17 protein-coding genes are annotated in these 25,626 nt (G+C 58.4%); 15 read left to right on the forward strand and 2 right to left on the reverse strand.

Annotated features, from left to right (window positions below; all coding sequences use genetic code 11):
* Positions 1-109: 109 nt before the first annotated feature.
* The 6 genes from AK36_RS20565 (at position 110) to AK36_RS20600 (ending at position 6,916) form a co-directional block, all read left to right on the forward strand.
* Complete coding sequence (locus AK36_RS20565; protein WP_045579071.1) at positions 110-646, forward strand: hypothetical protein; 537 nt, start codon at positions 110-112, stop codon at positions 644-646.
* A gap of 96 nt (positions 647-742) precedes the next feature.
* Positions 743-973, forward strand: coding sequence for a hypothetical protein (locus tag AK36_RS20570; protein WP_045579072.1), 231 nt, complete (start codon positions 743-745; stop codon positions 971-973).
* A gap of 740 nt (positions 974-1,713) precedes the next feature.
* Positions 1,714-2,541: a hypothetical protein gene (locus AK36_RS20575; RefSeq protein WP_045579073.1), complete on the forward strand. Its 828-nt coding sequence runs from the start codon at positions 1,714-1,716 to the stop codon at positions 2,539-2,541.
* A gap of 353 nt (positions 2,542-2,894) precedes the next feature.
* Complete coding sequence (locus AK36_RS20580) at positions 2,895-3,125, forward strand: hypothetical protein (RefSeq protein ID WP_045579074.1); 231 nt, start codon at positions 2,895-2,897, stop codon at positions 3,123-3,125.
* 1,002 nt (positions 3,126-4,127) lie between these two features.
* A complete protein-coding gene (locus tag AK36_RS20595; RefSeq protein ID WP_144410668.1) occupies positions 4,128-4,358 on the forward strand; it encodes a hypothetical protein in 231 nt (76 codons plus the stop codon).
* 137 nt (positions 4,359-4,495) lie between these two features.
* On the forward strand, positions 4,496-6,916 hold the full coding sequence (locus tag AK36_RS20600) for a hypothetical protein (protein ID WP_045579078.1): 2,421 nt from the start codon (positions 4,496-4,498) through the stop codon (positions 6,914-6,916).
* A gap of 132 nt (positions 6,917-7,048) precedes the next feature.
* Here the strand turns inward: AK36_RS20600 and AK36_RS20605 are convergent, their stop codons facing one another.
* Positions 7,049-8,041 (reverse strand): site-specific integrase, encoded by a 993-nt coding sequence (locus AK36_RS20605; protein ID WP_045579079.1) that lies wholly within the window; start codon positions 8,039-8,041, stop codon positions 7,049-7,051.
* Positions 8,042-8,141: 100 nt separating this feature from the next.
* A complete protein-coding gene (locus tag AK36_RS20610) occupies positions 8,142-9,092 on the reverse strand; it encodes a site-specific integrase (RefSeq protein WP_045579080.1) in 951 nt (316 codons plus the stop codon).
* Positions 9,093-9,125: 33 nt separating this feature from the next.
* On the opposite strand from AK36_RS20610, the gene AK36_RS34575 reads away from it, so the two are divergent.
* The 9 genes from AK36_RS34575 to AK36_RS34345 all read left to right on the forward strand — a co-directional run bounded on the left by AK36_RS34575 (position 9,126) and on the right by AK36_RS34345 (position 25,598).
* Positions 9,126-9,260 (forward strand): hypothetical protein, encoded by a 135-nt coding sequence (locus tag AK36_RS34575; protein WP_263447996.1) that lies wholly within the window; start codon positions 9,126-9,128, stop codon positions 9,258-9,260.
* 889 nt (positions 9,261-10,149) lie between these two features.
* Positions 10,150-19,488, forward strand: coding sequence for a hemagglutinin repeat-containing protein (locus AK36_RS20615; RefSeq protein WP_080938698.1), 9,339 nt, complete (start codon positions 10,150-10,152; stop codon positions 19,486-19,488).
* Positions 19,489-19,495: 7 nt separating this feature from the next.
* Positions 19,496-19,882 (forward strand): hypothetical protein, encoded by a 387-nt coding sequence (locus AK36_RS33200; protein ID WP_131929094.1) that lies wholly within the window; start codon positions 19,496-19,498, stop codon positions 19,880-19,882.
* Positions 19,883-19,941: 59 nt separating this feature from the next.
* A complete protein-coding gene (locus AK36_RS20620; protein WP_034193166.1) occupies positions 19,942-21,381 on the forward strand; it encodes a UbiA family prenyltransferase in 1,440 nt (479 codons plus the stop codon).
* 14 nt (positions 21,382-21,395) lie between these two features.
* A complete protein-coding gene (locus AK36_RS20625) occupies positions 21,396-22,586 on the forward strand; it encodes a hypothetical protein (RefSeq protein WP_106919335.1) in 1,191 nt (396 codons plus the stop codon).
* Complete coding sequence (locus tag AK36_RS20630) at positions 22,583-22,921, forward strand: hypothetical protein (protein ID WP_045579082.1); 339 nt, start codon at positions 22,583-22,585, stop codon at positions 22,919-22,921. Before AK36_RS20625 ends, AK36_RS20630 begins: the two co-directional genes overlap by 4 nt.
* Before the next feature lie 83 nt (positions 22,922-23,004).
* A complete protein-coding gene (locus AK36_RS20635) occupies positions 23,005-24,672 on the forward strand; it encodes a ShlB/FhaC/HecB family hemolysin secretion/activation protein (protein WP_224020218.1) in 1,668 nt (555 codons plus the stop codon).
* Between the two features lie 24 nt (positions 24,673-24,696).
* The gene (locus AK36_RS20640; RefSeq protein ID WP_034193163.1) at positions 24,697-24,918 is read left to right on the forward strand and encodes a hypothetical protein; all 222 of its coding nucleotides are present in this window, start codon (positions 24,697-24,699) and stop codon (positions 24,916-24,918) included.
* A 104-nt stretch (positions 24,919-25,022) separates the two neighbouring features.
* Positions 25,023-25,598 (forward strand): DUF746 domain-containing protein, encoded by a 576-nt coding sequence (locus AK36_RS34345; RefSeq protein WP_224020216.1) that lies wholly within the window; start codon positions 25,023-25,025, stop codon positions 25,596-25,598.
* Positions 25,599-25,626 lie beyond the last annotated feature (28 nt).

A 25,626-nucleotide genomic window follows, 5' to 3' on the forward strand; every position in this document is an offset into this window, starting at 1 on the left:
GGCTCCGCACGTACCACAGTAACGCTCGGTTCAGTCTTGGCGGATCGACCGAGCATCACCTTCAATAGATGCGGGCCAGCGCGCCCGCAGAGTACCGCAAACAACGATCATGAATCAAACGAACATTAGCATCGCGAACATCGACACCAACGCAGCGCAGGCCGAGGCGTACGACCAAGGCGCAGAATTCGCTGAGAAGGACTGGCAATGGGTGCGCGGCGACATTCACGGGCCGTCAAGCATGGCCGCGCATCGCGAGCGTACCTGGGCCTTCCTGATTCACGAGGTATGCCCGGAATGGGCGGGGCATGACGAGGTGCGCGGCGCGTTCTTCGTCGGATACGAGGATCGGGCGACCGAGCTGGCGAATGCAGGCGAGGCCGGGTATGAGACGCTGGCTGAGGCTGGAACCGTGGCCGATACGGACGGATGGGTCTTGCAGTCCTTGCCGTGGCCGAAGCGGGCGAGCGAGGCTGAGCGAGCGGCGCGTGTGCTGCGCGCTGCGGATGTTGGCGCGGCGGTATGGCGTGGACGGGCCAAGGCGAGCGGCAACAAGGCCGGGCGATACCGAGCAGAGGAAGCGGAATTTGCGGCGCGCACAATGGCCGAGTCCATTCTCGCGGCGAACGTGCTGACGGTACATTAACAGCGCTGAACGGGCATCTCGGTTCGTACAACTACTGATGATCCTGCTTCGGGTGAAATCGAGTAATCTGCTTAGAGTTCACGCGGAGGGCAGAGTATGAGCACGTATGAAACCGAGACGTATCGCGGTTGCCAGATGGTTGCCAAGGTCAGCGAGATTGCCGCTGGTGGCTTCGCGATTGACTTTCAGACGATCAAATGGCCGGAGGAGTCGCCAAAGGAGCTGGTCAAGATCGACGTTCAATCGAACTGGTTCCCGACGTTAGGCAGCGCTCGGCGTGCGGCATTCTCCACGATGAAGCTCAGGATCGGATCTCGGCCGTGGTGATGGTAGAGCGTGCGGAGTCCGCCATCAGAGATGCGCTTGCGGCGTGCTGTCAGTTTGCTGATTTGATGCTTTCGGATTCTTGACGGTGAATGCATTTAAGGGTACGATTCGAACATCGGTAGAAATGCCGACGCGGTAGTAGTGAGGTCATGGCGGCTTTTAGCCCCGAGTTGAACAGCGGTTGATCCGCGAGGGTTCAGCTAACGTGCCCGCCTCATGAGGCCGCTCCGGTGATGGACATAACCCTCCATCGCACGGGAATCCAAGGGCGCGTAGTTGCATTGGGTAGGCTGGCCTATGGTCCGCTTGCGTGGTGCCGCTACGCGCCCTTTTTGCGTTTACGGCCCAGAGTCGGACGCTTGCGGGAACGAGGGGGCAGCGCATTGGTGCTGCTGGCTCGGTGGACGGTGGGTGGAAGGCGCAGGATGCGAGTGTGTGCGTTAGCACGACGAGTGGATGCGCTGAAAGCATCGCCGGATGCGAAGCGTTCTTTAACAATGTGCTGGTGGGACTGCGCCGAGCTACGGCCTCATTCGAGGTGGAGAAGCGGCAGCGAACCCATCGTTGAGGTTGCCATCGGCGCGGTGGACTGATGGCAAGCCGTACACCCGGCAATGCTGTACTTCACTGGCGATTTGTTCGCTATCTGAACGCCGTTCCCAAAGTTCGGCTTACCTTCCCTTCCTACGTAAGGTAAGGAGAATTCTTGGGAATTGACTGAACCATCATCAAAGGAGGACATGACAATCGACATTCAACCGTACGACGACTCTGCCAAGCTAAGGCAGCAATTGGCCCGAATCGACGCAACACATCAAGCCGTGATTCAGGCTGAGGCCGACAAGGCACATGCCGCAAGAACCGAGATGTACCGCCGCGACATTCAGCGCCGCGCCCAGCGCATGGTGGACGATTTCGTGAAGGCCGAAGCAGGACGCGCTGGAATTGCGGAGCTGAAGGCCAGCCGAATCCTAGTGATGCAGAAGAAGCCCAAGGAATACTACAACGCGTTTGTAGAAGCAGTGTCCCTGATGTGCGTTGACGGCTATTTGCTAGATAGGCCGGTGAAAGACCTGAAGCCGTTTGTGCTGGCCGAAGCATCTAAGCGGGCGAGGTGTGCCCCGGCCTTGTCGGATTCGTGCTGGTACGCTGATTTCAGCCCTGCCATACAGAAGCGCGCTAATTCGTTGTTGGCTGTGGTGAATACGGCGACTATGCCAACGAGTCTGGCGAAAGTGCGGGACGCTCTCCGTGCGCATCATTCCGGACAGTCCGAAGCGATTGGGCCGACCGGGATCACGATGAACGGCAAGCGGTTCCAATTCAACGGTGATGGCTCGATGATCTGGGCTGGTGACGAGCGCAAGATCACAGTAAAGTGCAACAGCCGATACGTTCGTATCGGGCCTGACTCCGTCAACATCGACAAGACCTTGCAGTCGCTCGGCATCACGCCGAATGAACTCTCGATGTGGGAAGCCAATGCGGCCATCGTGTACGCCCAGCGTCGGGCTAACGAGGCGTACCATGATGAAGCCGAGCATCATTGTGGCACCCGCTACGACTGAGCAGTGCTGGCCTGATTATGAATACCGAAGTCGGCTATTTTATTAGCCTAATAGATAAGGAGTGCGAATGGTGAATGTGGAACGAAGTGATCGTGCCGAGCTGAAACTGTCCGACCGAGAAACGCAGCCGCAAGGCAAGCACGAGTTCCCGGTATTTGGGCAGCGCTGGACGGAGATGACGGCGTGAAGGACGCCGAGAAGCGCGTCCTGCGGTCGCTGCGGGACTTGGTGCTTACGGAGGTATCCGACTGTGGGCGCATCGCCGCAGCGCTCGATTGGGATGCTCGCAGGACGGCTGAGTCCATCGAGGCGGCGCTGCGGCGCACGTTCGCCAATCTGGCGAGGAGGCAGCGATGAGGCACGTACTAGAGTCGAACGCCTCCGAGCAGGAATACTTCGAGCGGGCGAACAAGCACGGCAAGGCGGTATGGCGGCGCATCGTACGGGTTACAACCGGGGACCTGCCATCGTGGGCTGAGGTCGCAACTCGTTCGAAGGTTGTAACTCAATCCAAGGTTGTAACCGATGAGCCGCTTCCCGATCCGACCGACGACGATCTGAACGCTTTGTTCGAGACAACATGAGGCCCAAGGGAGCAATGCACGTCCGTAGCCGTGGCGCGTACGGGCGCACTCAGGCGCGGCGACACATGGGGCAATCTCGATGAGCCGGGGGCCGAAAGCCGGGTATGTCCGAGCGTTGCCGCCAGCCGTGTATCCGCACGTTGATGTCCAGGGCAAGCTCAATACCGGGGATTCGCCGCAGGCGCAACGCAGGCGCGAGCACATTCGGGGATGCAGCGAATGCCAGAGGCGGGCGAGGCGTCAGATTGCGAACCCGCTGCGGCTGGCTGCGTGGATCGAGGGGGCGAAGGTGTACGACGGAGCACGTTGCCCGAAGTGCGACGGGACGCGGCGGCGTGTGCGAGACGGATCGTGCTATGCCTGCCACCTTCGGGACTCACCGCTCGATCCAGCGTGTCGGACACGGGTGCCGCGATACTCAATGGACGGCTACCTAGATCGGCTGGAGCGACAGCGGCGCGAGCGGGCTGGTGAGGTGTGGGCGTTCGAGGTTGGGGACTGGAGGGCGCGGGTGTATCCGACCGGGCGGTTGGCATTGGACTGCGACCGGTTGCACGTCCACTCCGAGGACTGGGGCAAGGTGCCGCCTGACCGCATTTTCGAGATCGGCAGCAGGGAGCCTGACTTAGTGGAAGTGATGCGGCGGGCGGGGTGGAGCACATAGTGCGGCCCTGCGGAATTTTGACCTATGGAATGGAGGTTGTATGGACAGGGATGAGGTGCTGGCTGGGCTGGAGTTGTTGGCAAGCGAGGGAAAGAGTGTGCCCGCTGCGCTTCGGTTGCGACTGCTGGAACAGAGGCAAGCGAAGCACGCTGAGGAGTTCAGAGCGCGTGCAGGCCATGACGGGCGATTGGATTTGATCGACGGCCGGACGCAGCAATAGGTGGAACGGGCAGGCTGGTCAGTGTGATGACTCGGCATGGTGAGAATCGGTAATTTAACGACTTAATAAATAAGGAGTACGTATGAGAAGTGATTTGAGAATAGTTCAGGACGGCTGCTTGACGAATGAGCAGGCGCACGACCGGGCGCTGGAGGTCTTGCTCAGCGTCGTCGGTCAGGCCCGCACCACGGCGATTCTGGCGGAGGTTGTTCTTGGGTTTCGCAAGCGTGAGCCGGGCAATGCGAACTTTACGGGCGACCGTGAGCGAGCCTTTGCGTTTGGCCCGGACTTGCTGGCACGGGCGCGAATGATGGAACAGAACGGAAAGATCGAATGCACGCAGAGGTGAAACTGCCGGACTGAAAACCGCTGTTATACGGTGTGCACGAGTTCGTATCGGGCGCATCCGCCCGCGATAAGTGGGACGTAGGGCTTAACCAATCAACCAAGCCGCGCTTTGCAGTGCGGCATTCAATAAGGAGGCAAATGTCTATCTCTTTCTCTCTCGGTTCTGATGGCGGCGTTGTAACGCAGCAAAGCACGTTCGGCGGCGGAAGCTCGAACAGCTTCTCTGGCGGGCCGAGCAGTGGCGGGCAGTCGAGCGGCGGACTCGCCGCAGGCGGCACTAACATCGCGGACTACGCGGCGGGCGTTGCGCGGCAGGGCATCGGCGGCACTGGCGTATCGCTCGATGCGCTGAACAAGCTGACGGGCGGCATCATCCAAGGCTACATCGACCGCACGAAGAAGCAGCAGTACGCCGAGGGCATGGCCCAAGCGGCGCAGGGCAGGAGCCTGATCGACATCGAGAACGAGCAGCCGTGGTACACGAAACTGTACGGGCCGGACGCCACGGTGCAGGGCGCTCAGGCGTTCAACGTGCAGGCAGCAATGCAGGACGCGCAGTCGCAGTTCATGCAAGCCATGCCGCAGCTTCGTGAGCGCTCGCCCGATCAGGTGCGTGCGTACATCGTGGACAAGATGAGCAGCGTGCAGGCCACGGGCGACCCGGCGTACGACGCGATGGTGCAGCAGGGTCTTGCGGAGCAGCTCCCGCGAATGCTCAGCACGCACATGGGCCAGTACATGCAGTTCACGCAGGAGCAGGCGTACAACGGATTCACGAACCTTGGCACGGTTGGCGGCAAGGCGTTGCAGGACACGCTGACCGCGAGCAACAACCTCAAGGATGAGGACGTGGCCCGTGCGTACGGCGACTACACGAACCAGCTCATTCGACCGGACGACATGACGCTTGAAGCGCACCGGCGCGGACTGCGCGACGTTGTGCTGAGCAGCGCCCGTAACGGGAACTGGCAGGCGGTACGTGCGGTGCAGGCTATGCCTGAGTATCAGTCAATGCCTACCGACATGAAGGACAACCTCGAAACGCAGATTCCCCGGCTGGAGCAGGAGTACGCGTTGAAGAACCCGGTAGCGCGGAACCTGTTCACCTCGCGGGCTGATCTACAGTGGAGTCTCCAGCATGGCGCGACCGGTTTCGACTCGTCGCCGGAAGGGCACGCCAAGCTCGATTCGATCATGGATACGATGGAGGACTCGAACCGCAAGCTGAACGGGGACGCCACCCTTGTTTACAACAACACGCAGCGGGCGACCATGCACAAGCTCCTCGACGCGGGGAATGCGAGCAAGCTGGCGCAGCTCCAGAAGCTCCAGATGGGGCAGGTTAATTACGGTCAGGCGGTAACCTTGGCTGGCGATGCTTTCAACAACAACAACTTCGCCAAGTACGAGAACCTGCCGTTCCCTGCTGGCTCGCGGGAGCAAGTGGCAGATACGGCGTTCGCCAAGGCGACGAGCGCAGAGTACGCGAATCAGGCCGACGCGCAGAAGAACTTCTGGGACAGGCTCAGCTCGGCGGCACATTACTCGAACTATCAGTCGCCCGCGTTGAAGCAAGTGCTCGGTCAGCAGCTCCCGGCGCTGATCTCAGGTAACGGGCCTGCGACGGATGACATGCAGCGCGCACTGATGTTCGCCTCGAACCTCCTGCAAGGGCCAGGTGGGGCCGACGCGGTGTCCGCATACGTGGGCACGGACGCGCCGAAGGTGATCCGACTTCTGAACAGCGGCGTGAACATCATGGACCCTGAGCAGCTCAAGCAGCAACGCGAGCTGATTGCGCGCTCGACCGGCGCAACGGCCTCGCCGCAGGACGTGAAGCTCGCGCAGGACACGGTGAGCAAGGCGGACCCCGGCTGGTTCCGCCGCATGGTTCCGTGGGGCGGCAACGAGGCGCTGACGCCGTACAACCTGACGGACGGCAACAAGGAGCAGCTCGCACGGCAAGTCGCCCCGATCATCGCGCAGTACAAGGCTGCGTATCACATGAGCGACGATCAAGCCGCGAAGATGGCGTTTGGTCAGGTGATGAAGAACTCGGACTTCGTGCCGGGTGCGTTCATTCTGCACAACGCGGCGCTCGGCTATCCGTCTTTCGCCTCCGCAGTGAATGCGAAGTATCCGGGCATGGGCGAACAGACGACCTCGGTGTACCAGAACGCGGTGCAGTACGCCATCGACCAACAGATGGAGAAAGCGCTCGGCTCTCGCGCATCGCTAGCGGACAGACTGTTGGGGCGCACATACGGCACTGGCCCGGACGGCGGGGCGACGTGGGACGACGCGATGGCGGGCAGGGTGCGTTTTCGTGGGGTACGTGCCGGTTATGATCCAGCGGAATGGACGGTAATGTCCGGCGAGAACCTCGGTAACGGCTTCATGACCCTGTTCATGACCGGGCCGAACGGTGCGCTCAAGCACATCAACATCTCGGCTGACGATGTGGGCCAGCGCTTACGCAACACATACGGCAATAAACCGGAGCACGCCGACTCCAGCATCGGGCTGTCCAACAAGAACGCGTGGGGTTGGAGTTACTGACGCGTCGCGTTCGGCTAACGGGGGGCACCTTCGCGGGTGCCGCCCGTCCAATCAATTACGCGATCCTGCATCTGTTGGCGTGGGCGTCAGCCGAGCGAGGCGTAGCCGACGCGAGCCGCGCATGTGGTGTGGCTACCCTAACTTCTTGACAAGCTCGGACGCCTGTAGATGTGTGTACCGGGCAAGCATGGCCTGCGTCTTGTGCCCGGTGACGGCTGCAACCTCGACGGGATTCAGGCCCAGCTCGAACAGCCGGGACGTAGCCTCATGGCGTGTGTCGTGGAAGCGGAAGTCCGAGAGCCCTGCCCGAGTTCGCGCTCGTTTGAAGGCCAGCTTCACAGCGTCCCGTGTTACGCCGGGGAATACTGGCCCGCTCCGAGCACCGGGAAGCGACGAGAGAACGGCCACACTGCGGCTGTTCAGTGGCACGCCTCGAAGGGTGAGCGTTTTCGTTGCAGCGGCTGGGAGGACTGCGACCTGCCGATCTAGGTCGATGTTTTCCCACAGCAGTGATCGCACCTCGCCCTGCCTCATGCCGGTATGTATCGCCAACTCGACAATGGGGGCCAGCCACCATGAGCGAGATTGTCGGCATTCGTACAGCAGCATGGCTTGTTCCGGGATGGACAATCGGCGCTCCCTGCCGGGATTCGAGCGAGGGCGGCGCACATCGGACACTGGGTTAGCAGACATTGCTATGCCCCAGTCCTTGCGTGCTACCTCAAGCACATGATGCAGCAAGTTCAACTCCCGGTTCACGGTCGAGCCAGATACAGTGCGGAGTCGCCGATCTCGCCATTGGGCGATAACAGGTGGTGTCAGATTGGCGAGCGAATACGATGCCAGTGCGTCACGCGCTAACGCCCGCAGTCGAATGGTTTCGGATTCGTGGCCCCGCTTGGTCGGTGTGACCTCTTGCTCGTACCGATGCAGGGCGTCTCTGAGCAAGAGTGAGCGTGCCGTCGTGGTGTCTACGAAGCAGGCCCGAGACATGGCCGCTTCCGTCTCAATGATCCAGCGTTGAGCGTCGGCTCGGGTGAGGAAGGTTCTCGATTGTGCCGGGAACCCGGACTTGCGCACTTTGGCGGTGTACCTGCCGTTGGGGCGGCGTTGGATGGTGCCCATGCCTGTTCTCCATAGTCGAGGTTACAGGCGTGGGCAGTCATGCTGCTTGCGCTCGGAGCGGTCACTATGCCGCCCGAGTGTTGCTGTTTCGTGGCAAGTGTCAGCCCAGTTTCTTCGCCAAGTCCTCAGCGCGTAAGTGCGTGTACCGCTGAAGATGCTTCAGGTTCTTGTGCCCGGTGATTGTCGCGACTTCCATCACGTTGAGCCCCTTCTCGAATAGTCGGCTGGCCGCTTCGTGCCGAAGGTCGTGGAAGTGCAGGTTCCCAAGCCCGCATTGTTCCCGTACCCGGCTGAACGCGTACTTCATGGCGGACTGGGTGAGCTTGAACACGCGGCCCTTATGGGGTGGCGGGCACCACGTCAGAGCCTCAGCCGCCCGCGTGGATAGCGGCACCTTCCGGGTTGTCCCGTTCTTTGTCTCAGGAAGGAAGGCCGTACGCGCTTCTAGGTCGATGTTCTCCCATCGGAGCTTCGCGATTTCACCTTGCCTCATGGCTGTCTCGATGGCGAGGATAATGGCCGGGGCGATCTCCCTGTTGAAGTCTATGGCTGCCCCGATTAATCGCTCGTCGTCACCCGCCATAAGGCGCACCTCACGGGGGAGCGGCAGCTTGGGGCGGCGGAAGCCAAGCACGGGATTGGCCGCTATTCCCATGTCCCACTCGGCAATCGCCATACGGTAGGCGGCGGAGATTGCATCCAGTTCGCGTCCTACGGTGCTACCGAGGACTTCCGTAATCCTCCGGTCGCGCCACTCTGCGAGATGGGCCTTACTGAGCTGGGCGGCTGGGACAGCGCAGAGCTTCTTCTCCTTGTGCAGCATCCGTTGAAGCGTGCGCCGATCCCAGTCGCTCGACTTCCTGTCCGGCATCGGATACTGGATGTACTTTCTGAACAGGTCACCCACGGTGGGGCCGCTGTCGATGCGCTCGTTCTCTGCTATCCAGCGTCTTGCTGCTGCCTCGCTGGCGAAGGTCGCGGACAGTTGCGGCTGCCCCTTGCGACGAATCTTGACCTGCCATTTTGTCCCACGCACGCTGATTGAGGCCATTCATGTTCTCCAAGCGGTTGATTTTGAACATGAATGGGCGCAGTGTCGCACGACCGCGAGTTCGTGAGCGGGCTGGCGAACCGGATCATCGAAGTGCGTACCGACGGCACGCTGTTCGACTTCGGCGGGAATTACGAGGAGTTCCTCGCGAGCCAGGGGCAGGAGTAAGTGTCCCAAGGCACCGGTCATGTGCCCCGGATTGTCCCGTTGGGACAGTCGACTTTCCGGTGACGCTTTCTTAGCGAGCGCATAGCAGAGCACGCAAGGCGTGCTTTGTGAACTCCGAAGCCCATATTGGCAGATTGCCGGTATGGGCTTTTTCACTTTGGGCGAAGTACCTACTCGTCGGACACCCGCCGTTGGCTTCACCGGAGCGCATGCAACGTGGTGCGCGCGGTAAGTCGCGCAAGTAGACAGTTGCCGGCGATTGCAGGCGTCGCGGCGGCTTCGGCGCGACGGATCGCGTCAGGTGTTGCGTAGCCGCAACGGGATGCAAAATTCTTTTGTCCAGCGACCAGCATTTCAGTTCGGAAGCTCGAGGATTCGTATTTTCTTGGCCGGATTTATACATTCTCAACAATCGAAATTTTGAAATCGTTGTCGCTTATCTCGAATTGAGCGCTGCTCGTCAGACCATTGGCGTCTGACCATTGTTGTTCGCTGTATTCGCCGTCAGCATCGCGCCTCAGACTGCGTGGTGCCCATCGTAATAAAATCACATCTTGTCTTTATTTGACATTTTTAAAGCGTTTTAAAAATTTAATTGGTGATGATTTTTTAACATATCCGGTGCTAGGGAAGAGGAAAATCGATGTTTCGCGCGTCATGTATTGATCATTTCTGACAGTGTGCGGTTGTCGCTTCTGCTAGGATCGCGCGGTGGATAAGAGAGGGAGTTGCGAGCGCTGGCTCGCAATCGCGACATGCATGAGAGGTATTGTCGTTCTGACTATCCGTTCCAAGCGCGTTCAAGATCAGACGGCAAATTGTGTCCGGTCCTATCGACGTTGAATTCAAACAGGATTGCAAGCAGGGGCGCAGTGCGCGTCAACGAAGGATGAACAAGAAACGCTATCGGGTTGTATTCAATCGCGCGCGCGGCGCGATGATGGTCGTTCAGGAAAACGGTACTTCGCCGCATGCAGCCGGGAATTCTCAGGGCGTGAGCACGCCATCGGGCTTGCACGGAGGGCGTATTGTTTGGCAACCGATCGCGATGGCCGCCGCGCTGCTGTTCGGTGTGCCGCTGCCGAGCATGGCGCAGATCGTACCGACGCCGGGTACGCCAACGCACGTGATCCAGACGCAGAACGGTCTGCCGCAAGTGAATATTGCCGCACCGTCTGGCGCTGGCGTGTCCGTGAATACGTACAATCAGTTCGATGTACAGAAAAACGGTGCAATTCTCAATAATTCGCCCACGTTGGTGAACACGCAGCAAGCTGGCTACATTAACGGCAACCCGAACTTCGGCCCTAACCAGTCCGCGCGAATTATCGTCAACCAAGTCAACAGCAATGCGCCTTCTCAGCTTCGTGGTTATGTTGAGGTAGGAGGAAATCGCGCCGAAGTAATACTGTCAAATAGCGCTGGTATTCTGGTTGATGGTGGTGGGTTTATCAATACATCACGCGCGACACTGACGACTGGTACGCCGTATTACGGTGCTGACGGATCACTTTCTGGATTTAATGTATCGCGCGGCCTGATTGCAGTGAGCGGAGGAGGTCTGAATACATCGAACGTCGATCAAGTCGATCTGATTGCCCGCGCCGTACAGGCGAACGCAGCCATTTATGCCAAGAATCTGAACGTAATCGCCGGGGCGAACCAGGTTAATCACGACACACTTGCGGCAACGCCGATTGCCGGTGACGGTACCGCGCCTGCCATTGCGATCGACGTAGCCCGATTAGGCGGCATGTACGCCAATCGCGTCTTTCTCGTAAGCAACGAGTTCGGGGTAGGTGTTTCGAATGCTGGAACAATTGCAGCGCAAGCAGGCGACCTGACGCTGCAATCGAACGGCCAGCTTGTACTCGCAGGCAAGACGACTGCGAGCGGGAATCTTGCCGCAACCGCGAACAGCATTCAAAACACCGGCACGACGTATACGCAACAGAGCGCAAACGTTTCAGCAGTTGGTACGTTGTCGAACAGCGGCACGCTGGCCGCGCAGCAAAATACCACGGTCACCGCAGGCAGCATCAATTCCACCGGGACGCTCGGCGCAGGTGTGAATAACGACGGTTCTGTCGGGAAAAGCGGTGACCTGAATCTTTCGAGCAGCGGCCAACTGACGGCAACCGGTCAGAACGTTGCAGGTGGTAACGCGTCGATTTCTGGTGGCGCAATCAATCTCGCAGGTAGCCAGACGGCTGCGAACGGCAATCTGTCGCTGAACGCGAACGCCGGGGACGTGAACCTTTCTAATGCGACGACGAGTGCGCAGGGCGCTCTCAATGCGAACGCAGCGGGTGCGTTGATCAACGATCACGGCACGCTGTCGAGCCAAGGCAACGCAACGTTGACCGCAGGCAGCATTTCGAATCAAGGCGGCAAGGTATCGGCGCAAGGTCCGCTGAACGTGCAGTCGAACGGCGCAATCGCGAATCAGGGTGGCACGCTGGTTTCCGAAAATGCGATGCAGGTGCGCGGCGGTGCGATCGCGAACAACCAAGGCACGATCCAGAGCGCGGCCGGAATGAATATTTCGGGAAACTCGTTGGACAATTCGGCCGGTCGCGTTACATCGTTGAACGGTGACGGTTTGTCGATCGCGACGACCGGGCAATTGGTCAATGCCGCAGGAGCGACCGCAGCGGGTGCGCAGGGCGGTGTGATCGGTGGAAATGGCAGCGTCAATGTGCAAGCCGGAACCGTTGCTAACCACGGTGCGATTACCGCGCAGACGGACCTGCAAGTCGGTGCGCAGTCTGTCGATAACGGCAGCGGTGCGATGTCCGCCGGTCGAAATGCGACGATCAATGCCGGTGCGCAGTTGACGAATGGGTCGGGTAGCATCGCGGCCGGACAATCCGCGACGGTGAATGCCGCGTCGCTGAGAAATGATGCGGGTTCGGTGCAGGCAGCACAGTTGTCGCTCGGGGCGACGAATTTGTCGAACCACGGCGGCTCGATTACACAAACCGGGACCGGCGCAATGAATATTGCCGTCTCGAACACGCTCGATAATTCGAGCAGCGGCGTTATTCAGACCAACAGCACGGACCTGAACCTGACGCCCGCGACGCTGATCAACGACCACGGAAAAATTACTCACGCAGGCAGCGGTACGTTGTCGATCGCGACCGGTGCGATGTCGAATCAGGGCGGTACGATCGCGACAAATGGCGCGTTGAGCCTGAAGGCGGCTGCTGTTTCGAACAGCGCCGGGACGCTGGCCGCGCAGCGACAGGCGGCGCTCGACGTGCAGTCGCTTGATAACCCTGCGGGCAGCTACGTCGGTGCGGACAGCATTACGCTGAAGGCTCAAGGCGCTGTCGATAACCGTGCGGGCACGCTCGAAGCGAACAATGGCGTTTCTGTAGCGGCCGATAGTCTCGCGAATGATGGAGGCTCACTTAAAAACGTGGGCGCGAGCACGTTGTCCGTCACGACGACAAACGCGCTGACGAATACAGCGGGCGGCACCATTGGCGGCAACGGGGACGTCTCGGTGTCGGCAGGCAGCGTCGATAATTCGAATGGATCGCTGTTGGCGGCGCAATCGCTGTCCGTGCAGTCGAACGGTCAAATTGCGAATGCCGCTGGTCTTGTTCAGGCGAACGGGAATCTGTCGCTGCGCGCGCAAGGTGCCGTGATTAATAGCTCCGGCCAAATTGAAGCGAACGGCGCAACATCCACGCTCGCCGTCTCGGGTTCCAGCGTTGACAACAGCGACGGACGTATCGCGAATATCGGCAGCGGTGCAACGACGATCGATGGCGGCGCGTCGATCACGAACACCGACGCGTCAGGTAAGGCGGGTGCGGGTACGATTGGCGGAAACGGCGATGTCACGCTGACCGCGCAAACGCTCACGAATGCGCAAGGCGGTCAGACGCTTTCGGGGCATGACCTGACGCTTAAAGTAAGTAACAACGTAAACAACGCCGGTGGCGTGCTGTCGGCGGCAAATAATCTGACGTTGAACGGTGCGAATGCAGCCCTTTCGAATCAGGGCGGCTCCGTTCGTGCAAACGGCGCGCTGTCGTTGAACACCGCATCGATCGACAATACTTCGGGCAAAATTGGTAATGACGCAGGCAGCGGCGGCAGCGTATCGATTCAGACGGGCACCCTTGCGAACCAGAATGGCGCGATCGGTAGCGATCAGGACCTGACGCTGAGCACCGGCACGCTGTCCGGCGACGGTTCGATTATCGCCGGTCGCAACGGCTCGATCACGCTCGGGAGCGATTACACGCAGACGGCCACGAACAGACTGCATGCGAACGGCAACGTGAATTTCACCACGTCGGGCAAGCTGACGAACCAAGGCGTGCTGGATGCCAATGGCGCGCTCACGGTGAACGCGGCGAACGTCGACAACCAGAGCGGCGCGGATTTGAATTCCGCGACGACGACGGTCAACGCAAATGGCGGCACGATCGACAACGCAGGCCGGATCGAAGGCGATACCGTCGTGACCAACAGCGCGACGTTGAACAACACGGGCACCGTGATCGGTGCCAACGTCACTTCGAACGCCAACACGATTACGAACACCGGGGCCGCTGCTGTCTTCGCCGCAGCTAACCAATTGAACCTGTACGCAACGAGTCAGTTGTCGAATACGGGCGGCGCGAACCTGTTTAGCGTCGGCGATATCAATATCGCGGCGAACGGTCAGCGCGACGCAAACGGCTTGCTTGCGAACCGCACGCAGAGTGTACTGAACGATCAATCCACGATCGAAGCACAGGGGAATGTCGAACTTGCGGCCGGCACGTTCACCAATTCGCGCCCTGCGCCGACGGTCACGACTGTAACGACCGGGACGACCACCTCGCACCAAACCAAGCGGCAGAAATACATCGTGTGCGCGACGATGAACGCGGACCCGAACGGCGGCTGTTCGCAAGCGATGTGGGTGAACGGTTATAAAACGGCACTCACTTCAAGCTATAGCCCTGCGCAGGTTGTATCGGAAACGTCCGGACCGAACGCGACCGACAAGGTGCTGGTCGTGAACGTGAACGGCAAGCAGCAGACGATTTACTACAACACACTGACGACCAACGCAGACGGGTCGGTTACGGTCAACTATTGGGACGCATACGACCCGCACGTCAACTACGTCCCGGATACGGAATACAAGACGCGCAGCGACGGTCACAACGGCTATCAGCGTGTCGAAATCTGGCGCGATACCACGTCCACGACGCAGCAAGACACGGTAACGAGCCAGGCGCAACAAGCGCAGCTCGTCGCGGGCGGCAGTATCACGATGGCGAACGTCGGCACGATCAATAACGACTACAGCGCGATCACGGCCGGCAAGTCGATTCAAATCGGCAGCACGCAACAGAACGGCTCTGTGGGTAGCGGCAGTTATGGCGGCACGATCGTGAACAACGTCGGTCGGACGCTGTATCAATATCAGACCGACAACATCGTGTCGATGTACGCATGGAACGAAGACACGACACAGGATCGCGGCACGATCGTTGAACCGACCGTTGTCCATACGCCGGTCGCGATTGGCGGCACCGGCGGCACGATCATCGCGAATCAGTCGGTGTCGATCACTGGTCAGAGCGTCAATAACCAGAACGTCGCCGCGCAGAATTCGGCGACCGGTGCGACCGGTGGCACGCTCGGCAACAATTCGGCCAATCAGGGCGTGTCCGGTAGCACGCTGAACAAGGTCGGCATGGCTAACGGATCGACAACGGTCCCGGCCCTGCAATCCGTTGCAAGTGCAACCGGCGCCTTGTCGATTACGTTGCCGACCAGCGGCATGTACTCGATTCATTCTGCACCGGGGCAACCGTATTTGATCATCACCGATCCGCGGTTGACGAGTTATACGAATTTCATTTCGAGCGACTACATGCTCGGCCAGTTGAACCTGAACCCCGCGAGCATCGAGAAGCGTTTGGGCGACGGGATGTATGAACAGCAGATGGTGCGCAACCAGATTACGCAGTTGACGGGCCGCACTTTCTTGCCGGGTTATGCGAGCGCCGAAGACGAGTATCGGGCGCTGATGACGAACGGCGCGAACTACGCGAAGTCGTTCGGTCTGGTACCCGGTATGGCGCTGACGGCCGCGCAAATGGATGCGTTGACGAGCGATATCGTGTGGCTGGTTGACCAGACCGTGACTCTGCCCGATGGCAGCACGACGCACGTGCTGGCCCCGGTTGTCTATATGTCGCAAACGCACGCGAATGACCTGCAACCGACCGGTGCCTTGATCGCGGCCGATGACGTTGAAATCCATACGGTCGGCAGCACGACCAATTCGGGCGTCATCAAGGGCGGCACGAAAACCGTGCTCACCGCAACCGATATCCTGAATCGCGGCGGCACTATTTCGAGCAGCAGCACGAACGGCACGACAGTCGTAGCGGCCAGCAATGACGTTGTGAATTCGTCGGGGATGATTACCGGTAATCGCATCGCCGTCATTGCTGGCCGCGATATCGTTAATACCACGCTGGTGGACACGAATGGCGTCTCTGCTGCTTCTGGCGATAGTAAGGTCAATACGGGCCTTTTGGGGCAGCAGGGCACTATCGCTTCAACCGGCGACATGATCGTCAGTGCCGGTCGCGACCTGACGATGCATGGCGCGAATCTGTCGGCGGGCGGTGACGCACTCGTAACAGCGGCACGCAATATCAACGTCGATACGGTTCAGGCGAACACTTCGCAATCCGTGACGAAGAATGCGAATCACCATTGGGAAGAAAACAGCACGACCAACGAGACGAGTGCAATTTCCGCGAATGGCAATCTTGGGATTCAAAGCGGCAACGATGCGACATTCAAGGGCGCAGACGTAACGGCCGGAAAAGACCTGAGCGTTATTGCTGGCGGCAATCTCGCGGCAACGACCGTGACCGACACCGCACGCTACAACAACGTCGCGACCGACGACAAGACGCGTAAGGAAGTCGATCGCACTTACGATGAGCGTGCGATCGGCACGACTTTCTCGTCCGGAGGGAATGCCACACTCGCAGCAGTGAGCACCGACGCGAACAAGGGCAATGTGACGTTGACCGGCTCGTCGTTGACGGCAGGGGTCACGAACGGAAAGGATAACGGCACGGGCGCGGCCAGCATCGCGGCGACAGGCAATGCCATCGTTAACGAAGGTCGCGAAGAGCACGATAGTTTCGTTCAGACGCAAGCCAAACGCGGCAGCTTCGTTTCCGGTTCCACCACGGACACGATGCAGAACACGCACGCGAATGTCGGCGTCGCGAGCACCGTGTCGGGCGATACTGTTTCGATCCGTTCGGGCAAGGATTTGACAGTACAAGGAAGTAATGTCGTTGGTACAAGCGACGTGAGGCTTGCTGCTGCAGGCAATGTGAATATCACCACGTCGCAGGATACGCAAACCTCCGAAAGCTATTATTCGAAGCGTGAATATGGTTTCCTGTCGGGCCTGAATCCATTGAATCAGCTTGACGGCGGATTGCAGGGTTATACGATCGGCGTGCGCAAAACCACGGATGCGCAGCAGGCAACACAGGTCACGAACAACGGCAGCATGATCGGTTCGCTGAATGGCAACCTGAACATCAGTGCGGGCAAGGATCTGCATGTCACCGGCAGCACCATACACGCCGGAAACGACATTAATCTCGGAGCCACGAAAGTAACGATTGATGAGGCGCGAAACACCGCTACACAGAACGAGCAGCAGTCGTTCAGTCAGACGGCAATTTCTGCGGGCATAAGCAATCCCGTTATCGCGGCAGTGCAGACGGCAAACCAAATGCGCAAGGACGTTAAGCAGACCAAGGGCGATGCGCGGCTCAATGCGCTCGCTGCTGCAACGACCGGACTTGCGGCGAAGAATGCTTACGATGCAGTCGTGAGTGATCCGACGAGTGTGGGAGGTGTCGGCATTAATGTGTCGCTTGGCACAAGCCACAGCAATAGCAGTTCATCGGCCTCGTCCAATACGGCAGTCGGCAGCACGGTATCAGCTGGCCATAATCTGAACATCGCTGCAGCCGGTGCAGGGGCCGATAGCGATATCAATGTGACCGGCAGCACTCTCAGCGCAGGTCACAATGCGACGTTGAACGCGCAGGGCGATATCAATCTGCAAGCTGCACAAAGTACGGACAGCCAACAGAGCAAGAACAGCGGATCGAGCGCCAGTATCGGCGTGACGTTCGGTGTCGGTAAATCGAACGGCATTTCGTTTCAGGTTGGCGTCTCAGGTACGAAAGGGCATGGCGACGGCAGCGATACGACTTGGACCAACACAAACGTTGCAGCGGGCAACAAACTCACATTGGAATCAGGCGGCGATACGAACCTGACCGGCGCTGTCGCGAGCGGTAAACAGGTAATCGCTGACGTTGGTGGTGATCTGAATATCAAGAGCCTGCAAGACACGAGCCATTACGATTCGAAGCAGGCGAGCGGCGGTGTGTCTGTCAGCGTTTGCGTGCCGCCGATCTGTTACGGCGCATCGAGCGTGGCCGGGAATATCAGCCAGCAGAAGATGAACAGCGATTACGCGGCGGTCGGCGAACAGTCTGGTATCAAAGCTGGCGACGGCGGATTTGATATCAACGTGAGCGGCAATACCGATCTGAAGGGTGGAGTCATCGCTAGTAGCGATAAAGCTGTTCGGGACGGGGCGAACAGCCTCACAACCGGTACGCTCACGTCGAGCGATATCCAGAATCACGCTTCGTACGATGCTTCTTCGATGGGCATTTCGGGCAGCTATGGCGGCGGTACAGGGAAAAATCAGAAAGGCACCGCTGACAACGTAAACCCGGTTCCGGGTACGACGCTGCCGAAGACCAACGGCGGTAGTGCACCGGGTTTGCAGGTTGCACCGCCGATCGCGATGAGTGCGTCCGGCGATGCTAGTTCGGCAACCCGCAGCGGTATGAGCGGCGGCGCACTGACGATTACTGACAGTGCGAAGCAGCAGCAGTTGACGGGCCAAACTGCAGCCGAAGCCGTCGCGAGCATCAACCGCGATACGTCCAACACTGGTGGCGCGCTCGCACCGATTTTCGATAAGGACAAGATTCGGGCCGGTTTCGACATCACGAGTCAGTTTGTGAATCAGGCTGGCACTTTCGTGACCAACCGCGCGAAGGAAGCGGATGCAGCAAAAGCGGCTGCAAACGATCCGAATCTCACGCCGGAACAACGAGCAGCGGCCCAACAACGCGCCGATCAGTTAACAGCCGAGTGGGGGCCGAGCGGCACGTATCGTCAGGTGCTGACCGCGCTCACGGTCGCGGCCGGTAGCAACGTAACGGGCGGCATGGGCCAACTCGCGCAAAATGCGACGATCGCATACGTGCAACAGCTTGGTGCGAATCAGATCAAGCAAATCGCCGACAGCCTCGGCAATGAAGAGGCGCGCGCAGCACTTCATGCGATCGTGGGGTGTGCTGGCGCAGCGGCGAGCGGTCAAGCGTGTGGCGTTGGCGCAATGGGAGCCGCCGCAAGCTCCGTGATCGGGAGCTTGATGGCTCCAACGACAAATATGTCTGCAGAGGAGCGAGAAGCCCGCGACAATCTCGTGTCGAGCTTGGTTGCTGGCGTCGCCGCGATATCGGGTCAGGATATCGCGACGGCAGCAGGTGCAGCTAAGATCGAAGTCGAGAATAACCAGGTAGCGCTGCCACAGATGGCGCCGCCGCCCACTTGGCTGTCAGGATTCAAGCTGCCGGGTTTTACGGGACAAAGTCGGGACAAGGGTGACAATGCCATTATCGACAATTCGACCGACCTTGATTCGAGTGCGAAAGCGGGACCGCTGATCAGTCCGCTTGGTGCACAAAGAACGGTTGAGGCCATTATCACGGCACTCACGCCTGACTGGCTTCAGCAGATGATGAATGATCCGCTCACGATGGCGGGTTACAAGCCGAATCAGGGTGGCGTCGGTAACATGGGCGCGTTTTTGGGGACACCGGGGTTTGGGTCTGATTTGGACGATGCGTCGCAAAAGACGAGATTGACACCGATCGACGGTCAGAGCGTTTACAAGGCAACCAGTGACGTAGGCGCCATCAGCAAGGGCGACTACTTCTATCTCGACGGATTGCACAAGGATCACCTCGAAGTGTTTGATAGTCGAGGAAAGTTCAGGGCCGTTGTGAACATGGACGGTACCGTGAACCAGTCCAAAACGGACGCAGGGCAGGGGCGCAGGATTAACGTTAAGTGAGAGGGATATGGAGCTGAATCGAATAAAAGTCTTATTGCGAGATTTGGCGCTGTCGCACGGTTTGACGGATGCCGATTTGAATTCCTACAATGTAGAAATGGACGACAACGAATGGCATATTGACTGGAAAAGAAATCTGGATGAATCGTTTGATAAGAGAATTAAATCGATCGAGGCTGCGATAAATCTTTATGATTTGGCTATGAGAAGCGAGGATAGGTTGACGGCAAAAGCGGGATTAATCCATGCCGGAATCGCACTTCAAGATTTGTCGAATTTTTTTGACGGTTTGATGCATGATGTCAAAAAGGCTTATGGTGATCCTCGATTCGGTTGGCCAAAATTTCCAAGTGATGATTGGAAAATTCCACCTGAATACGGGTTCAAGGAATGACTGATCAAATCAAGGAGATGAGTTCAACTGTGCGGTCTATGAAGGTCAAACCATAAGAAATGCGAGAGACCAAAAAACTTCCGCTCGTCGTTGATCTGGATGGCACGTTGACGGTTTCGGATACCTTGATGGAATCGGTGATACGTGTCGTCAAGCGACAACCTACGAACCTACTGCGCTTACCTTTCTGGCTCGCGGCCGGTCGCGCTACGTTTAAGGCTAAGGTCGCAGAGCATGCCGATTTTCGAGCGGAAATGCTTCCCTACCGCGAATCGCTTATCGACTATCTCGCCTGTGAACGTGCGAGCGGGCGAAAAATCGTGCTCGCAACTGCTGCACATCGTTCGATCGCTGAGCGTGTGAGCACGCATCTAGGCCTGTTCGATCATGTCATCGCTTCCGTTGACGACACGAATCTCAAGGGAGAGGCCAAACTGGCCTGCATTCGCCAACAGATCGGCAACGACTTCGTGTATGCGGGTGATAGCAAAGCCGACTTGCCGGTTTGGGCTGGTGCGCGAGGTGCCGTCCTTGCTGGCGTTTCACCTGATGTCGCCGCACATGTCCGGGGCCATGTTCCCATCGAACAGGAGTTCGCGAATGTACCTGCAACGTTCTCCACATGGTGCAAGGCTCTGCGTGTTCACCAGTGGCTAAAGAATTTGCTGTTGTTCGTCCCACTGCTGACGGCCTTTGCATTCCTTGATGTCGACAAAGTCAGCGTGCTCGCACTGGCGTTCTTGTCAATGTCGCTTGGCGCGTCGGCAACCTACATCGGCAACGATCTTTGGGATCTAGACAGTGATCGCAGACATCCAAGAAAGCGCGATCGTCCGTTTGCGAGCGGGGTATTGTCGATCAGTCAAGGCATGGCGTGCGCAGCGGTACTGCTGACATTGGCGTTTGCATTGGCCTTGGCGGTGTCTGCCGAATTTACTGGCATGTTCACGCTCTATCTGCTCTTGACGACCGCGTACAGTTGGCGTTTGAAGTCAGTTGTGCTACTCGATGTGGTCGTTCTGTCATTGCTGTACACGTACCGAATCGTCGCAGGGGCGGTTGCTGCGGAAATTCTGGTGAGCCGCTGGCTTCTCGCGTTCTCCGTATTTGCTTTTCTCAGCCTCGCGCTCGTGAAACGTTGCTCCGAGTTGGTGTTCTTGCGCCAGAGTGACAAAAAGGAGACGTCAGGCCGGGACTATCGGGTGAGCGACCTGGAAGTCCTTTGGCCGTTTGGCATCGGTGCTTCCCTTGCTGCGGTGGTCGTGTTTGGCCTGTTCATCAACGCTCCGGAAACGGTAGCTCGCTACACGATTCCACATCTTCTCTGGTTCGTGCAGATCGGGTTGATCTACCTGTTCGGTCGTCTATGGATCGCCACAGTGCGTGGCGCGATGCACGACGATCCGGTAGTTCATATTCTCGAAAATCGCGGTAGCTTGGGCATGCTTTGCGTCATGGTAGCAATTGTACTGGCTGCTCACTTCTTGCCCGCGCCGTGAGCGGCGCAATTCCTATGACAGAAAAAAATCGAAACCGCGTGCTGGCGTTCTGCCGCTTCGCCATCGTCTACGTGCTGCTGTTCGTGTGCGCGGGAAACATCACCAACAGCATGTTGCTGAAGTGGGGTTTCCGCGATGACCAGAAGGGCGACTTCGCAACCAGCTACAGCCTCGTCGGCATGATGAACGGCGAGGCGCCGAAGCCGTATGTCTACCGCTCGTCGTTCCCGCGAGCCGCAAATTGGGTGGCCGAGTGGCTTGGGCAGGAAAAGCAAGAAAAGCTTTTCAAATCGATCAAGCGACATGATTCGCTGCACAACGCCTATTTCACAAGTGTGCCGGAGGAATATTGGACACCGACCGTGGCGCTCGTCTATCACCTGACGTACATCGCGATCGTGTTGTCGACGCTGTTCGCGCTGTTGCTCGTCTACAAGCTAGCCAGATTGCATGGACTGAGCTTCGGACATTCCGTCGGCTTTCTGGCCGCGTTCAGTTTCGTCTATCCACTCACGTTTCAGCAGGGAGGTTACTACTATGACTTCTTCGAACTGCTTGGTGTGCTCGGCGCGTGCTACTTCCTGCTGAAGAAACGAATGGTGGCATGCACGTTGATGATTTCCATCTTCTCCCTGAACAAGGAAACGTTCTTCCTTGTTCCGCTCGCGCTATTTTTCCTGCACGAGCGCGACGTTCCGGTATTGAAACGAGTCGGTTGGCTGGTGCTGCAGCTTGTGATCTGCGCGGGCACGCGCTATTTCATCATGAGTGGCTATGAGGAAAATGCGGGCGGCTTCGTCGAATTTCACGTGTGGGACAACCTGAAATTCTGGCTCAATCCGATGTCCTACCTGTCGTTCTACAACCTGATCGGAAAAGGCATCTTTACACCGAGTCTCGAAAATCCGTTGATGCTCGTGCCGCTTGCGTTGTTCTTCGGCTCGGCGTGGCGCGCAACGCCACGTCGATACCGTATCTACTTTTTTGCGGCATTCCTGCCGGTGCTGGTGCTGTTCTTCTTCTTCGGCTACCGCGATGAGGCGCGAAACTTTTCGGTCGTATTTCCCGCCATCGTACTGATTGCTCTACATGGCGCGAACCGGTTCAACGCGATTTTCGGTGAGGATGCGAGCGCGTCCGATGACGCCCGCATAAACGCCAATCCGCGGTCCGATCTAGCGGTAGTAGCGGAGGCTGCACGGTGAACTGGCTGATCGTTGTCGCAAGTGGTCTTTTCGGTGGTCTCGCGAGCATATTGCTCCGAGTTGCTGCCCTCAAGGGACTCATACTTGGTGAGTCGAGCATATTGCCGTGGATCGCCCGTGGGGCAGCCGTCGGTGCCTACGGCGTCGGGTTTCTCCTTTACGCCATTGCGCTGCGCAAGACAACGCTTGGCGTCGCGTATTCGACGATGGTGGCGATTTCCATGCTCGTGGTGTTGTCGTTCACGGCGCTACACGAATCCCTGTTGCGGCCGATGCAAGTCGTCGGTGCTGTCGTCATCTTGATCGGGGTTTGGATGGTCACGCGATACGCGTAATCGAGAGAAGCAAATACATGAAGAAGAAAATCCGAGGGGGTAGTTTTTTTGCCGGATCGCTGCTTATTGCGTCAACCTGCGCGATGGCACAGTCGGTCCAGCCGGTTGGCAACGATCAACAGGCTCGTCAGCAGGAGGAAGTACGCGAGCGTGAACGAACCGTTTCCGCGCCGGGAGTCCGTTCGAGTATCGAAGCACGTGCAGGCTATCCAACGCTGCCGAGCGAACAGCCATGCTTCCACATTGATCATTTCATGGTCAGCGTGCCCGATTCGCTTCCTGATGGCGTGAAAGCGCAGGGTGCATCTGCGCTGCCGATGGATCGCTTCGCGTTCGCTCGTGAATGGCTCGAACACTACACGGGGCAGTGCGTAGGCAAGCAAGGGTTGGATGTACTCGTCAAGGCATTGTCGCAAGACATCTTGTCGCGTGGGTACATCACGACACGCGTATTGCTGCCGGAACAGGATTTGTCGTCCGGTACGTTGAAAGTCTCGCTGATTCCCGGTGTGATTCGTCACGTGCGTTTCGCTGATGAAAAACTGCGCGGCACATGGAAAACCGCGTTTCCAACACGCGACGGCGAACTGTTGAACCTGCGCGACCTTGAGCAAGGTTTGGAGCAGATGAAGCGCGTACAGAGCCAAGACGTATCGATGCAGATTGTTCCGGGTGACGTACCGGGCGAAAGCGATGTCGTGCTCGATGTGAAGCGTGGCAAGCCGTGGACAGTCGTTGCATCGATCGACAACTCAGGCACACGCGCGACCGGCAAGTTACAGGGCAACCTGTCGCTCGGTATCGATAACCCGCTCGGCCTGAATGACATCTTCAACGTCGGCGTGAGCCAAGACCTTGAACTCGGTGACAAGCGCCTTGGTTCCCACGGCTGGAACGGTTTTTATTTGATCCCGTGGGGCTACTGGACCGCAACGTTATCGGCCTACACGAACACGTACTACCAGCAAATCGCGGGCGTGAATCAAACGTTCGTCGCGAGCGGCAATTCGAAGACGATCGATTTCAAGCTTGCCCGAGTGCTTGCCCGCAGTCAGAACGACGTGTTCGGCGGCTATGTCCGCTTGTCCCGTCGCTTCGGTCAGAGCTTCATCGAAGATACGGAAATCCCGCAGCAGCGTCGTAACAACACGTTCTTTGAATTCGGTCTGACCGACCGTCACTATTTCGACGGGGCGCAGTTCGACGGTACGCTTGCGTTCCGAGAGGGCGTCGGGGGCTTGGGTGCGCGGGACGACATTCTTGCTGCCGGTGGAGGTCCGACTTACCGTTTCAAGATGGCGGTACTCGATGCGAACCTGTCGGTGCCTTTCGCGATCGCGAAGCAGCCGTTCCGATACGTGACGAGCATCCACGGCCAATATACCGGGAACTCGCTGTACTACATCGATGACTTGACGATCGGCAGTCGCTACACAGTTCGCGGTTTCGACGGCGAAACGATGCTGGCGGCGGCGCGCGGCTTCTACTGGCGCAACGAACTGCAGATGCCGATCGGACAGACCGGACAGGCGATTTATGCGGGATTGGATTACGGCCGCGTTTGGGGGCCGCAGCCGGTTGCGTTGGTCGGTACGCAGTTGGCCGGGGCGGTGATCGGCGTCAAAGGCAGTGTATCGACACATTTCGGCGGCTACGGCTATGACCTGTTCGCCGGTGCGCCGGTCTACAAGCCGTCGGGATTTCCCACTGCGCGTGTGACGGTCGGGTTTCAGGTGACGGCGCAATTCTAGAGCATCGATACAAGGACGGACACGATGGCGCAGACGTACGGGAGCCAGATATTTGGACCGCTTTACGACGTGGTGGGTTGGGTCGCGGCGGTAGGCATTTTTTTCTACTTCGCCCTTGGCGCTCAGGGACTGAGTATCGCGCAACGTGAGCGGGTGCCGCGTTGGTTGCTCAACAAGAAAATTTGTTTTTCGTTGGCTTTGTTCAGTGCAGTGATGGCCGTAGCGAAGTTCGCTCACTGGATTTGACGAGTGTTGACGAGAGGACGTCCGGATTTCCGACAGCACGTTGGACGGTCGGATTTCAGGTCACGGTGCAGCTTTGAGTGGTCGCGGTGAGCAGCGCAATTTGTATGTTGACAATGAAGACCTCTCGACAACATTCAACGCAGGAAGATCGTGAACTGACCGCATTTCTGCAGCGGCATATCGATGCGTTGGTGTCGTCAAATTCGGAGCCGCGTCCGCCGTGTTTCCATTGCGGCTCCGTACATGTCGGCATTCAAGGATACCGAAACGCGTTGAGCGGTCAGCGAATTCCGCGCTTCTTGTGCAGGACGTGCAATCGCGAATTCACGCGGTTGCACGGTACGCCGTTGTACGGGCGTCATGCACAGAAGATGGAGGCGTTGATCCCGCTTCTATCGCAGCCGATCAGTCGTGCGGACGTGACTGAGATGCTCGGGACCGAGTCCATGAATATTGCGACAAAGGTGAAAGAGCTACGTGCGTGGCTGCTCGAACTCGACCCAACGGGCAAATGGGAAGCGCGGGTGAAGCTCGGCGGCTTGCCGACGGCGATCCTTCCTGCGCAGTGGCATTTCGAAGAAGCAGGTGCGCGTGAGGACCTTGAACTGACGCGACGGCTCACCGCAGAGTTTGACGAGATTCATTCGACAACGGGCCGAGCACCCGCGTGTCCATACTGAGCTTCCCCTGAAATTTCGCCTTCCATCG

The organism is Burkholderia vietnamiensis LMG 10929 (assembly GCF_000959445.1).
Classification (GTDB): Bacteria; Pseudomonadota; Gammaproteobacteria; order Burkholderiales; family Burkholderiaceae; genus Burkholderia; species Burkholderia vietnamiensis.

Coding starts and splice junctions, on each gene's coding strand:
- AK36_RS20615 (WP_080938698.1), top strand. CDS start 10,150: ATGAACAAGAAACGCTATCGGGTTGTATTCAATCGCGCGCGCGGCGCG.
- AK36_RS20570 (WP_045579072.1), top strand. CDS start 743: ATGAGCACGTATGAAACCGAGACGTATCGCGGTTGCCAGATGGTTGCC.
- AK36_RS20565 (WP_045579071.1), top strand. CDS start 110: ATGAATCAAACGAACATTAGCATCGCGAACATCGACACCAACGCAGCG.
- AK36_RS20625 (WP_106919335.1), top strand. CDS start 21,396: ATGACAGAAAAAAATCGAAACCGCGTGCTGGCGTTCTGCCGCTTCGCC.
- AK36_RS20610 (WP_045579080.1), bottom strand. CDS start 9,092: ATGGCCTCAATCAGCGTGCGTGGGACAAAATGGCAGGTCAAGATTCGT.
- AK36_RS20640 (WP_034193163.1), top strand. CDS start 24,697: ATGGCGCAGACGTACGGGAGCCAGATATTTGGACCGCTTTACGACGTG.
- AK36_RS20635 (WP_224020218.1), top strand. CDS start 23,005: ATGGCACAGTCGGTCCAGCCGGTTGGCAACGATCAACAGGCTCGTCAG.
- AK36_RS34345 (WP_224020216.1), top strand. CDS start 25,023: ATGTTGACAATGAAGACCTCTCGACAACATTCAACGCAGGAAGATCGT.
- AK36_RS20620 (WP_034193166.1), top strand. CDS start 19,942: ATGCGAGAGACCAAAAAACTTCCGCTCGTCGTTGATCTGGATGGCACG.
- AK36_RS20600 (WP_045579078.1), top strand. CDS start 4,496: ATGTCTATCTCTTTCTCTCTCGGTTCTGATGGCGGCGTTGTAACGCAG.
- AK36_RS20605 (WP_045579079.1), bottom strand. CDS start 8,041: ATGGGCACCATCCAACGCCGCCCCAACGGCAGGTACACCGCCAAAGTG.
- AK36_RS34575 (WP_263447996.1), top strand. CDS start 9,126: ATGGGCGCAGTGTCGCACGACCGCGAGTTCGTGAGCGGGCTGGCGAAC.
- AK36_RS20575 (WP_045579073.1), top strand. CDS start 1,714: ATGACAATCGACATTCAACCGTACGACGACTCTGCCAAGCTAAGGCAG.
- AK36_RS33200 (WP_131929094.1), top strand. CDS start 19,496: ATGGAGCTGAATCGAATAAAAGTCTTATTGCGAGATTTGGCGCTGTCG.
- AK36_RS20580 (WP_045579074.1), top strand. CDS start 2,895: ATGAGGCACGTACTAGAGTCGAACGCCTCCGAGCAGGAATACTTCGAG.